Source organism: Aquimarina litoralis (assembly GCF_039523995.1).
Lineage (GTDB): Bacteria > Bacteroidota > Bacteroidia > Flavobacteriales > Flavobacteriaceae > Aquimarina > Aquimarina litoralis.
On sequence record NZ_BAAAGE010000003.1, the window covers coordinates 526,325 to 538,200 of the forward strand.

Annotated in this window: 12 protein-coding genes; 4 read left to right on the forward strand and 8 right to left on the reverse strand. The window is 32.1% G+C overall.

The annotated features are described in order from the left end of the window. Positions 1-37 precede the first annotated feature (37 nt). The 6 genes from ABD077_RS16670 to ABD077_RS16695 all read right to left on the reverse strand — a co-directional run bounded on the left by ABD077_RS16670 (position 38) and on the right by ABD077_RS16695 (position 6,303). Positions 38-1,273 (reverse strand): hypothetical protein, encoded by a 1,236-nt coding sequence (locus tag ABD077_RS16670; RefSeq protein WP_343913383.1) that lies wholly within the window; start codon positions 1,271-1,273, stop codon positions 38-40. Between the two features lie 106 nt (positions 1,274-1,379). Continuing rightward, the gene (locus ABD077_RS16675) at positions 1,380-2,006 is read right to left on the reverse strand and encodes a response regulator (RefSeq protein ID WP_343913384.1); all 627 of its coding nucleotides are present in this window, start codon (positions 2,004-2,006) and stop codon (positions 1,380-1,382) included. Beyond that, positions 2,003-3,889: a sensor histidine kinase gene (locus ABD077_RS16680; protein ID WP_343913385.1), complete on the reverse strand. Its 1,887-nt coding sequence runs from the start codon at positions 3,887-3,889 to the stop codon at positions 2,003-2,005. Before ABD077_RS16680 ends, ABD077_RS16675 begins: the two co-directional genes overlap by 4 nt. Positions 3,890-3,988: 99 nt before the next feature. Then, positions 3,989-4,618 carry a hypothetical protein gene (locus ABD077_RS16685; RefSeq protein WP_343913387.1) on the reverse strand — a complete coding sequence of 210 codons (630 nt, stop codon included), beginning with the start codon at positions 4,616-4,618 and terminating at the stop codon, positions 3,989-3,991. A gap of 25 nt (positions 4,619-4,643) precedes the next feature. Beyond that, positions 4,644-5,927: a S8 family peptidase gene (locus tag ABD077_RS16690; protein WP_343913388.1), complete on the reverse strand. Its 1,284-nt coding sequence runs from the start codon at positions 5,925-5,927 to the stop codon at positions 4,644-4,646. Between the two features lie 184 nt (positions 5,928-6,111). Further along, positions 6,112-6,303 carry a hypothetical protein gene (locus tag ABD077_RS16695; RefSeq protein ID WP_299606567.1) on the reverse strand — a complete coding sequence of 64 codons (192 nt, stop codon included), beginning with the start codon at positions 6,301-6,303 and terminating at the stop codon, positions 6,112-6,114. Between the two features lie 128 nt (positions 6,304-6,431). Between ABD077_RS16695 and ABD077_RS16700 the strand changes: the two genes are divergently transcribed. Further along, positions 6,432-6,818 carry a pyrophosphohydrolase domain-containing protein gene (locus ABD077_RS16700; RefSeq protein ID WP_343913389.1) on the forward strand — a complete coding sequence of 129 codons (387 nt, stop codon included), beginning with the start codon at positions 6,432-6,434 and terminating at the stop codon, positions 6,816-6,818. A gap of 72 nt (positions 6,819-6,890) precedes the next feature. Here ABD077_RS16700 and ABD077_RS16705 read toward each other — a convergent pair whose 3' ends face one another. Next, positions 6,891-7,979: an endonuclease gene (locus ABD077_RS16705; protein ID WP_343913390.1), complete on the reverse strand. Its 1,089-nt coding sequence runs from the start codon at positions 7,977-7,979 to the stop codon at positions 6,891-6,893. Positions 7,980-8,161: 182 nt separating this feature from the next. Beyond that, positions 8,162-9,229, reverse strand: coding sequence for a branched-chain amino acid aminotransferase (locus ABD077_RS16710; RefSeq protein ID WP_343913391.1), 1,068 nt, complete (start codon positions 9,227-9,229; stop codon positions 8,162-8,164). 184 nt (positions 9,230-9,413) lie between these two features. Between ABD077_RS16710 and ABD077_RS16715 the strand changes: the two genes are divergently transcribed. From ABD077_RS16715 to ABD077_RS16725, 3 genes are all read left to right on the forward strand, one after another. After that, a complete protein-coding gene (locus ABD077_RS16715) occupies positions 9,414-9,920 on the forward strand; it encodes a DUF4920 domain-containing protein (protein WP_343913392.1) in 507 nt (168 codons plus the stop codon). Further along, a complete protein-coding gene (gene mnmC2 / locus ABD077_RS16720) occupies positions 9,920-10,609 on the forward strand; it encodes a tRNA (5-methylaminomethyl-2-thiouridine)(34)-methyltransferase MnmC2 (protein WP_343913393.1) in 690 nt (229 codons plus the stop codon). The genes ABD077_RS16715 and mnmC2 overlap by 1 nt, the downstream gene beginning before the upstream one ends. Positions 10,610-10,940: 331 nt before the next feature. Continuing rightward, positions 10,941-11,843 carry a TIGR01777 family oxidoreductase gene (locus tag ABD077_RS16725; protein ID WP_343913394.1) on the forward strand — a complete coding sequence of 301 codons (903 nt, stop codon included), beginning with the start codon at positions 10,941-10,943 and terminating at the stop codon, positions 11,841-11,843. Positions 11,844-11,876: the final 33 nt, after the last annotated feature.

Below are 11,876 nucleotides of genomic sequence, written 5' to 3' on the forward strand. Positions count from 1 at the left end.
GGTATTTTGATGTTGTCGCTACCTCATTTTTTTATCGTTATTCATTCTTTGCGAAGTTTATTTCGGCTTTATAACCAAATTGTACATTAAAAAAGTTAGCACTAGCATTCAGGTCTCTTCGACCTTCTTCGTATTTCATTCTCAAAAAAAATGCGTTATCACTTTGTGGTACAAAAAAGTATACTTCAGAATGAACACTAAAAGTATCGAAATTGACGATATTGTTTTCCGTTATATTATTATTCTGATATCTATTGAAATATATGGAAGCGTTTATTCCAAAATTGGAAAAACGTTCAACTTGTATTTCCGTGCCATATCCTAAACCTAAAGTGATGGTGTTTTCCAAGTCTTCTGAATTTTCTTCGGAAGTTTCAGTGAGTCTAAGACTTCCTTTCCCTTTCGCTAGAATTTTATAAGGAAATTTTTTGCCTAACCTGACTTCATATATATCAATTTCAGTTTCTGCAGTTAAAAATGATTTTTGTATTAGATCTAAGGAATTTATGACAGGAAGATTAACTTCTCTATCATCATTGTCGAATCTAGAATAGCTAACTCCAGCTTTAAATTTTTTAAATAAATAGTGAAAGCGTCCAAGATTAAATGGGTTGAGAAAAAATGTACTATTGCCTTCGAAACTTACAATACCATTAGACGATTCATCTATTAATCCTAAAAAATCTGTATAAACCCTGAAATCTATGATAGATTTTAAATTGTTATTGATAAAAATTTTATGTTGTGAGGAGTCTTTGTGCGAAGAAAGATTGATCAATTCATTTTCTATGATATATCGTTTCCCGTTTTGATAATCATAAGTTATAAAGTCTATAAGTTTTATGTATACTCCTTCCCTTTTATTGCTCCAAAGTTTAGTTTTGTTTTTATAAGAATTAAAGCTATAGATATTAGTTGGGGATTTGTTATAAAAAAACAAAGTCTGATCATTTTTAGGGAAAACTTTGATATTGAACATTTCACCATCTTTAATTTCGATAATAACTTTTTTAATATCTATAGTTTCTGAATTTATTTCAGATGTTACAGAAACATCAGATTGATATAATTCAATTTCTGTAGTATCGACTAATTTAAAAATTCCGAAGTACTCATTTTTCTCAATATTGTAATTGTTTTTTAGTAGTTCTATGAATTCAGATGAACTTTTGTTTTGATCTGCTAGTTGTGATATTTCTTCTTCAGCGCTCTGTGCTATCGCAATAAAATTATAGCATAATATTGCGATGGTTACAATAGATTTTGTTTTCATGATTTGAAATAATTAGGAGTTAATGATTCCTAAAATTATTTCGAAATATCAAGGGAGAAAATACCCATAAAAGGGTATTTTTTTAGTTTTCAATAGGTCTTAGACCTTAGAAATCATATTTTTTCTCGATAGCATAGCGTAATAATTCTCCTTTTCCTTTAAGTCCTAATTTACGGATGATGTTTTTTCTGTGTGTTTCTACAGTTGATACAGAATTAAAACGTATAGCAGCAATTTCAGATGAGGTTTTTCCTTGTCCGATTAGGGTAAGAATTTCTCGCTCGCTTTTAGATAGCACTTGTTTTTTTACTTGTTGAATTGTATTTTCTGAAAAAAAAGTGGGGTCTATAGAAGCATCATAATAGGTGTTTCCTTTAGTCACTTCATGGATGGCAGTAAGTACTTCTTCTAAAGGAGAGTTTTTTAATAAATACCCAGAAGCACCTGCTGCAACCATTTGTCTTACAGCATCTTCCTGATCAAACATAGAGAAAGCGATAATCTTGGTGTGCGGTAATTCTTTTTTGATGATTTTAGTTGCAGCAATACCATCTACTTTCGGCATTCTAATATCCATTAATACAACTTTAGGTTGCTTTCTTCTTACAATGGATAATAATTCTTCGCCATCATTGGCCATACCAACAATACTGATTCCTTCTTCATATTTTAATAATAAATCAATACCATCAATTAATGATTGATGATCTTCTGCAATGGCTACTGTGATCATATGGGTATGTTTATGATGATGTTTGTTCCTTTTCCTATAGTAGAGTCAATTTCAAAAGTACCTTCCAGATGTTCAATACGTTTCTCTATACTTTTTAACCCCATTCCATCTTTTTCCGGTAATACTTTTGCATCGAATCCTTTTCCGTTATCCTCCACAATAATATTTAATAAAGAATCATGGTTAGTAAGAGAAATATTAATTTCTGAGGCCTTGGCATGCTTAATGGTATTGGTAATCAATTCCTGGATCATTCTAAAAATTGAAATTTCTAACGCATTGTCCAAGCGTTCCTCTAATCCATAATCCTGCACTTCTATTTGCAGCTGATCTCCGTTGGAAGCTTTTGTGGCTAATTTTTTGATCGCAGGAAGCAATCCTTGATTTGCCATAACTCCGCTATTTTTTTCATGAGCAATAGTTCGTACTTTCTGATAGGCTTCGTCTAGCAAATTATTGGTTTTACTGTAGAGCTCTTCTACATTTTCTACATTAGGATTGTTTCTATTGTTTTTTAAATGATCGAAATGAAGTTTTACAGTCGCTAGAGTGCTACCTAGGTTATCGTGCAGATCATTCGCTAAGCGCTGCCGTTCTTTTTCTTGTCCAGAAATCATGGCGTCGATCGCTGTTAGTTCTTGTTCTTTAAGCAGTTTTTCGGTTTTTTGAATTTCAATTTCTCGTTCTTGCTCGGCGATTCGTTGTTTGCGTTTGGTGTTACGATATACAAGAATTGCAATAATACTTCCCAAAAAAAGAGAACCTCCTAACCCAATTGCTATGTTTTGATTTCGTTTCTTTTGTTGCTGTTCGATTAGGATCTGTTTTTCTTTTTCGGCGGTTTGAAGTTGTTTGTTAAGTTTGATATTATCCGAAGTATTTTTTTGATAATCCAGTTCATGTTCTAATTGAACAGATCGTGTGAATTTTGTGTAGGATTCTCGATAGCTTAGAAAAGCTTTTTGAGCCATGGAGTCAATTCTAAATAGATTCTTATTTTTTTTTAATGCATTAAAAGAATCAACATATTTTTCGGCTAAACCCTTATAGTTCTCTGATATATATTTTGATATAAAAACTTGACTCCTAAGTTTATCTGAAATATCGATATGTTCTTCGGCCATTTTAATATATTTCAAACCATCTTCATTGTAGTTATTAGAATTGTATAATTCTGCCAATTTATAACAAGTTCTAAACCTAATGTATTTTAAAAAAGGAAAGTCCATAGATTCTTTTAAAGCTTTTAAATGAAGTTTTTTGGACTCTTCCATTTTTCCTTGTCTTCCTAAGTTGATTGCTTTTAAAGAAAGGAAGAGTGGTCTAATTCTATGATTTTTTTTTAACAATTTGATTTGTTGTTCGAGTTTATCTATTTCAGCAGATACTTCTCTTTCGTTTTTGTTAGTACTTTCCAATTTAAAGTAGATATAATGTAAATAATACCAAGAGTGTAAAATTGGAGTTTTTGCAAGACTTTTGAGTTCTAATAAGTATTTTTCATATTGTCTACTAGTTAGAACAAACTCATAGTGATAAAATTCAAGTATACCTAACAAGGTAAGTATTCTTAAATTAAGGTTCTTTTTTTCTTTAGCCAATCGGTAAGCCTCAAAAAAGTAAGTAAACGATGTTCCTTCATTGGGATTGTGAAATAATTCATTATATCCAAACGAAAGATTATTAAAAATTAAAAGAAGCTTGTCTTTAGTATTTAGATTTATTTGATATCCAACCGAAGTGGAGTCTTGTATTTCCTGGCCTTGATTGTATAGTATTAGATTTAATGTTTTTAAACTTTCTTTTAATCGCAAATCTTCAATTTTTTCTATTAATCTATCTGCATTCTCATACTCTAAGTTAATAATGTTATTAATGATCAACTCATGGGTTTGCCTATTACTTGAAAATGAATAAACGGTTGTTGAAAGAAAACAACAACCGTATAGAGCAATAAAAAAGAATAATTTTATCATTTATCACTATCTTATTTTAACAGTGCCTCTTGGACAAATTCCTCCTGAATGAGACATAAGTAAACTAACAGGTCCATCCGATTGAGTTTTTGGTTTTGGACATACTTCTGGATATTGATCTCCATCTTGAAGAATCCCTTCTCTATAATAAAATTCTGAATCAAAAACATTGTTTTTTAATGCTTCGCCATTTTCATGAATCTTCTTTAATCTTCTATCAAAATGTAAAAAATTATTTTTGTCAACTTTTATGCCATTTTCATTACCGCCATTTTGATGGATAAAATTCATATATTCAATATCTGGATCTGCAGTTTTTAACGCTTGGACTTCTATTAGAAAAACTAGAACTTTTTGTATTGTTGGCATTGGACTTTCTTCATCAGCATTTGGATCTTGAGGAGGTTGGTAATCTTTAGATTCAGGTCGCTTAAGATCAGAAATATTAATGTTTAATATTCCTTTATAGTTAATTGTTTTGAATTCTATTTCTTGTATATAATATCCTTCTTCCGCTTCTGTGGTAGTAAATTTTCCATAAATTCCAAAAAGAGTTCCATAAAGTTGGCTTCCATATAGAAATTGAAAGTTCTCGTTGTCAGTAAGATCAACATTTCCGATGTGTAAGTTTGACATATTTTAAATATTTGGTTGATAGTTATTATTTAGGTGCAAGAGGAAGTCCAATACCGTACAGATTGGAATTGCCCCATCGATCTAAAACATTTTTGTTAATTGCATTTAACAATTGTTCTGGACTAGCTCTACGTCTGTAACTATTGATCCTTCTATTGTTGTGAAATTTTGAAATTGTTAAAGCGAATATACCTGCTACAAATGGAGCGGAGGCACTTGTTCCAGTACAAGTTTTATAGTTTTTTTCTCCATTTTCAGATAACCAAGTTGAATAAACATCTACTCCAGGTGCTACAAAGCCTAAAGGGAGTCTTGGATACACTCCAACATTACTTTTGTTGTATAATTTGTAACATTTGTCAATTGCTCCTACCGCAATTACAGAATGCGAAGCAGCAGGGTTTGATATTATATGAGTTGTGCCAGAAGAATGATCACTATTGTTACCAGCTGCTGCGATCATAACTATTCTTTTTTTCTCTGCTTTTTCAAATAAATCAGACTGAACAGCATTACTGATGTCGTATAATTTGGAGGTTAATGACATTGATATAATGTTGCATTCATTTTTTATAGCCCAGTCTATAGCACAAAGTAAGTTAGATAAAAAACCTTCTCCATTATGATCCAACACTTTGCCAACATATAATTTCGCCTCTGGTGCAACACCATATCTTCGACCATTGGAATCCACTCCTCCCACAATAATACCAGCACAATGTGTACCGTGACCGTTTGTGTCAGAAAAATCACTTTCATTATCAATCCATGATTTTCCATCCGCAATCTTTTCTTTTAAATCTGGATGTTTTTTATCTATTCCTGTGTCAAGTATAGCTATTGAAACTTGCTTTCCATTAAAATGAGAGTCAAGTTTAATTTCGCCCATTCTAATTCCATATGTCATTTTGGTATTTTGGTCATCTTGAGCTAAGATTTCTTCTGAGGTCTGTTGATTAGAATTTTGAATTTTTAAGTCTGGAATGATTAAAAGGTTGGAATGTTTATTGGAGGATTTAAATTCCTCATCAGATAGTTTGACGATACCAACACCAGTTTTTTTAATTATGATGACTTTTTTTTCAGAAAGAACATTGTCGATACTTTTTTTTTGACTTAAAATTTTATCATAACTTATAGTTTCATAATTGAGTTCGCTACGTTTGATGTTTTTTTCTATCCTATTGGCATTATGATCATTTTGGGATAAAATAATGTATCTGCCATTAGGACTGGGTTCTTGAGAAGAAGAATCATATTTTTCTTTTAGCTCTAGGAACTTTTCAGCTCTTTTTTTCCAATAATTCATAATGACTAAAAATTAAATATTAACTGCTTGAACAAAGGTTTGTTTTATAGCATAACTTTCCCATACCCAATACCCGGTATTTTTCTAAAATTCTTTAGAAAAAACCAAAAAAGCATTTACTAGTGATCAAATGATCCTAGATAATAAAAATTACTATTTAATTGAAAACTAGGGGTATAGTTTGTTATTCTGGTCTTAAATACGTTTTTAACGCAAAAAGCAGCAAAATAAAGATAATAAAACCGATGAGAATAAAAATACTGCCTTTGTAATATTTGCGATGTAGTTGTAAGTCTTTTCTATAGCTAATAATCATCAAAACAATAAAAGCAACTACAAAACATCCTGCAAAAATCAACTGACCAGTACTAAACATAAATTGTTATTTTTACCGCAAAGATAACTTATAGAAGAATCACTTGAAATACACCATCACAAAATTTTGACAAAAGCAGATGATTAATGGTAGGTTCTAAAGAACTTCTAAAACAATAGTGTAAAAACATGAAAGATAAAATTGCAGCTGTACAAGAATTTCATACAGCATTCGAGATTGGATATAAAAATGAACCTATCGCAGATTTAGGAGAAGCGAAAAACACCCTTCGTTTTAATTTAATGAAAGAAGAGAATGAAGAATATTTTGAGGCGGCTCAAAATAACGATTTGGTAGAAGTGGCGGATGCCTTGGGAGATATGTTGTATATCTTATGTGGTACGATTATAGAGCACGGCATGCAGCATAAAATAGAAGAGGTTTTTGAGGAGATTCAACGTAGTAATATGAGTAAATTAGGAGAAGATGGTAGGCCCATCTATCGGGAAGATGGTAAAGTACTCAAAGGGCCTAATTATTTTAAACCAAACATTAAAGAAATTTTAGATAAATAAGATATTACTGCTACACTAAAACAGGTTCTATAATGATATAAAATCGGTTTTAGTGTAGCAGTAATCAAAGTTCTATTTTATGACTATTTTTTTGGTTATTGTATAATCATTTGTTGTTATTTTTAATATATACATACCTTTTAGCATAGATAGATTGATAGTATTTTGTTCTTTGTTGGCACTAAAAGACAAAATGTTTTTTCCTAAGGTGTCGTATATATATATTGTTGCATCAGTTGTTAATCCTTCTACAGTCAGCACGTCTCGTGCTGGATTTGGATATAAATGAATTGTGTTTTTCTCAAATTCTGTTGTGCTTAGTGTATTCCCCCAAACTTCTCCTAAGTTATTTCCCCATAGATATTCCGCTAATTCAGGATGATCGATAAAGGGATTTCTGTTTTGTTGGAATGAGTAATAGATGACATCATTTCTGTTACGTTCGAAATCATCTACAGGATCATCTCGATGCCATTGTAATAAGGTAGATTGTACCCCAAGGAAAGGAGTGTTATCACCAAGAGGAAGTACAGTTTCTGTTAATTCTAAATCTACGTAACCATCTAACCCTTCATAACGAACAGCCATATAAAATAGCATTCTCGCAACATCTCCTTTTACAGCATCTCTTGGCTCAAAAGAATATTCATTTGTATCTCTTTTAGATCCTGTGTCATTTCCAGATTGATCCTCTACTATTTCACAATTGGTACAATTATTAAATGCTCTGTTATTTCGACTTACATTGGTTACTATATCTAGCGGTCTCAATGCGTGGACATCCGTTCCTGGTCCTATTTCGGTTCCAAAATCTCCTCTAGATTTAGCCCAAACGTGTTCTCTGATCCATCCATTCGTGTTAAAAGGGTTAAATCTGTCATTACCATCCATGCTTACTCCAGAATAGATAAGGATCACATTATCAGGATTGTTTGGGTCTTTATCAGTCTCTTTCAGAATATCCCAAACATCTGTTTCTGAAGCTGTGTACGGAAATTCTATATGGTTGTCTATGATTTGATTTAATTTAGATTTAAGATTCGTACCACTATGGTTGACTGCTGTATCATAGTATCCATTAGGTATTTGGGAAATGAGAATTTGAAACGAACAAAGAAAAGTAAAGGTTAGAAATTTATGTAATGGTTGTAGTTTTTTCATTTTGGGCATTTTTTAGGTTTCAATAGTGATTGATTTGTTAAACTGTATTTGTATTACAATAGTATGTTTATCGCATTAATCTATCCTTTATAATCAGATAAGCGTCGGCTAGTACAACGAAATCATAAAAAAGTCCGGAAAATAATCCCGGACTTTTTTATGATTAGTATATAATTATTCTGTTATACTTTTGCTCTCCATCCAAATGGATCAGCAGCTTGGTTATACTGAATATCCATTAATGCTTTCTTAAAATAGGATGCATAGGAGTTTTCTTGTTTTTCTAATTCGTAATGTTCTCCTTTATAACCAAAAGCTTTTACAGGGCTTACTACAGCAGCAGTACCAGCTCCAAATATTTCCTTTAGGCTGCCATTTTTAAAAGCTTCTACGATTTCACTAACTTTTATAGGTCTTACATCTACATTATACCCTTGTTTTTCTGCTAATGCAATCAAACTTTTACGCGTTATACCATCAAGAATTCTATCACTCGTTGGAGCGGTTAATAAGGTGTCGTTAATTCTAAAGAATACATTCATAGTACCTGCTTCTTCTACATATTCATGTGTATTAGAATCTGTCCAGATAATTTGCTGATATCCTTGTTCTTTAGCTAATTTAGTTGGGTAGAACTGTCCAGCATAATTTCCAGCTGCTTTGGCATACCCAAATCCTCCGTTTGCAGAACGGCTAAATTTTTCAGCTACTAAAACACTTACATCTCCACTATAGTATGATTGAGCTGGAGAACAAATGATCATAAATCGATATTCATCAGCTTCAGAAGCAGAAACACTAGGTTGTGTAGCAATAACAAACGGGCGAATATATAATGAGTTCCCAAAACCAGATTGTATCCACTCATTATCTAAACGTAATAAAGTATGTAATCCATCAAAGAAGTATTCCTCAGGAAATTCTGGCATTGCTAATCGCTCAGCAGATTTATTAATTCTTTTGAAATTTTCATCTGGTCTAAACAAAAAAGTATCTCCATTATCATCTTTATAAGCTTTCATTCCTTCGAAAACAGCTTGTCCGTAATGAAATACACGCGCAGAAGGATCTAGTGTTAGAGGTCCATAGGGGACTATTTTTGGTGTTTGCCATTCGCCGTTGACGTAATCGCAAATAAACATGTGATCTGTAAAGACTTTACCAAAAGCTAAGTTTTTAAAATCTACTTGCCCAATTTTTGACTCTTGTACTTTGGTGATTTCAATCTCCTGCGGAACTGCATTTCTCATCCGATAATTATTTATAAGGTTGTGAAAGTTTGATTATAAACTACTATAGTATACAGTATGATAAGTCCGAAACTCATGACGATTCTTACAGTAGTTCAAATTTTAAACAAAAATACCCTTTTCTTATAAATTAAGAATTTTAAAAATGTTTAATTTTGCTAAACATTATTAATAATAACACATTATGAAAAAAATCGCACTATTTTTTGCAGGATTATCATGTCTAGTAGCTTGTAATTCGGTTCAAAACGAAAAAGAATCTTTTGCAATGCAGGATATAAAAATAAGCGAGTACAATACTTTTGGGGGAGAAGTTTCTTCTAATACTGTTTTATATAAAGACGCAATAACCGAAAAATATGAGAACCTTAAAGAAGGTGATACTATTGATATTGCTTTTTCGAGTACCGTAAATGATGTGTGTAAAGCAAAAGGATGCTGGATGAAAGTAGCCTTAACCAATGATCAGGAAACTATGGTGAAGTTTAAAGACTATGGTTTTTTTGTGCCGAAAGATATAGAAAATGATACCATCATTGTACAAGGAAGAGCATATGTTTCGGAAACTTCGGTAGAAGAATTAAAACATTTAGCATCCGATGCCGGAAAATCCGAAGCCGAAATTGCGGCAATAACTAGTCCTAAAAAGACCTATTCTTTTATGGCAGATGGCGTTTTGGTAAAACAATAATGGAGAAAAAACTCAAGAGAGAGATTATTAAAACTTCAGATGGCTCAACGACCATCCATTTTCCAGAATTGGATGAACACTATCATTCTAAACATGGTGCTATTAGTGAAGCAAAACATGTGTTTATAAAGAGTGGATTTGATCATCTTCTGGCTTCTAGGCAGTTTTTTGAATTGAAAATTCTGGAAATAGGTTTTGGAACTGGACTTAATGCGTTTATTACATATTTAGAGGCATTAAAGAAAGGACAACAAATTCAGTATACAGGAGTGGAGGCGTATCCAGTATTGGAAGAAGAAATACAACTCCTTAATTATGTGAATGAACTTAACGCTGAGGATTACCAGGCTATTTTTGATAGTTTGCATCAATCATCTTGGGAAAAGATGAACTCAATTTCTGATTCTTTTTTTCTAATAAAACGTCAACAGCTATTCGAAGATATTGAAGATAAAGATGCTTTTGACTTGATTTATTTTGATGCATTTGGGGCAAGAGTACAGCCTGATTTATGGGATGTAACCATTTTCAAGAAAATGTATAAAGCCCTATTGCCTAATGGAGTACTAGTAACTTATGCTGCAAAAGGAAGTGTAAGAAGAGCAATGCAAGAAGTCGGTTTTACGGTTGAACGACTTCCAGGTCCTCCTGGTAAAAGAGAAATGCTAAGAGCTTCAAAAATTTTTTAAATACCAAGTTTTTCGTAGAAATAAGAAGGTTTTAACTACTTTGTTAAACCTATAATAAAGGGATAGGTTTTGTTAAAATCACATACTATTTTGCAATTCATAATAGCAGTAATGAGTCTTTTTTTGAAGATATTTGTCTTGTGTCGTAAACGGCATCTTTGATCTTATTGATTTCAAAGCGGCTAAAATTAATATAACAAACATTAAGAAACTTAAAAATTACTTCGCCCTAGAGAATATTTAAAATTCTTAAAAAGAGAACAGATCGATAAAAGATGTTCTTCATTTTATAATGAATAATTTATAAAATAATTATTAAAAATTTAAACGTGTGAAAGTTTTAATTACGGGTGCTACTGGACTGGTTGGTCAGGAAATTGTTAAGTTATGTCATCAATCAAATATGGATGTACAGTACTTAACAACAAGTAAAAGTAAACTTACATCTCAGCATAATTATAAAGGATATTATTGGAATCCGAGTGCAGGAGAAATAGATCTTGATTGTTTTAAAGATGTCGAGGTAATTATACATTTAGTTGGTGCTACAGTGGCTAAGCGCTGGACCAAAAGCTATAAGCAAGAAATACTCGATAGCCGTACCGTCACTACTTCTTTACTTATTGATTCTTTACAAAAGATAAAGCATTCTGTTCGTCAAATTGTATCGGCAAGTGCTATTGGCATCTATCCAGATTCTTTTCAGAATTATTATATGGAGGATTCTAAAGAAGTGGATACAGGTTTCTTGGGAGAGGTAGTACAAGAATGGGAATCTGCAGTTTTGGATTTTGAAACCTTGGATGTCGAAGTAACGTTGCTAAGAATCGGACTTGTGCTATCATCTAAGGGAGGAGCTTTTCCGAAGATAGTAAAACCAATTAAACAAGGAATAGGAGCTGTTTTCGGAAACGGAAAACAATGGCAAAGCTGGATACACGTGGAAGACTTAGCCCGATTGTTTCTATATGCTGTAGAAGAAGAAATATATGGATTGTATAATGCTGTGGCTCCGAATCCAGTTTCCAATCATAAGTTAACACATACTATTGCCAATAGATTAGACAAGAAAATAGTATTACCAGGTATTCCACGTTTTGTAATGAAACTTGTTCTAGGAGAAATGCATGTATTACTATTTGGAAGCCAGCGAGTATGCTGTGATAAAATAATGAAGAGTGGTTTTAATTTTATGTATGATAATATTACGCACGCCGTAGAAGATTTAATCTAAATATTAATTTTAAGAAGTCTTTTTACATGGCTT

Coding starts and splice junctions, on each gene's coding strand:
- ABD077_RS16705 (WP_343913390.1), bottom strand. CDS start 7,979: ATGAAAAAACTACAACCATTACATAAATTTCTAACCTTTACTTTTCTT.
- ABD077_RS16710 (WP_343913391.1), bottom strand. CDS start 9,229: ATGAGAAATGCAGTTCCGCAGGAGATTGAAATCACCAAAGTACAAGAG.
- mnmC2 (WP_343913393.1), top strand. CDS start 9,920: ATGGAGAAAAAACTCAAGAGAGAGATTATTAAAACTTCAGATGGCTCA.
- ABD077_RS16700 (WP_343913389.1), top strand. CDS start 6,432: ATGAAAGATAAAATTGCAGCTGTACAAGAATTTCATACAGCATTCGAG.
- ABD077_RS16715 (WP_343913392.1), top strand. CDS start 9,414: ATGAAAAAAATCGCACTATTTTTTGCAGGATTATCATGTCTAGTAGCT.
- ABD077_RS16690 (WP_343913388.1), bottom strand. CDS start 5,927: ATGAATTATTGGAAAAAAAGAGCTGAAAAGTTCCTAGAGCTAAAAGAA.
- ABD077_RS16675 (WP_343913384.1), bottom strand. CDS start 2,006: ATGATCACAGTAGCCATTGCAGAAGATCATCAATCATTAATTGATGGT.
- ABD077_RS16670 (WP_343913383.1), bottom strand. CDS start 1,273: ATGAAAACAAAATCTATTGTAACCATCGCAATATTATGCTATAATTTT.
- ABD077_RS16695 (WP_299606567.1), bottom strand. CDS start 6,303: ATGTTTAGTACTGGTCAGTTGATTTTTGCAGGATGTTTTGTAGTTGCT.
- ABD077_RS16685 (WP_343913387.1), bottom strand. CDS start 4,618: ATGTCAAACTTACACATCGGAAATGTTGATCTTACTGACAACGAGAAC.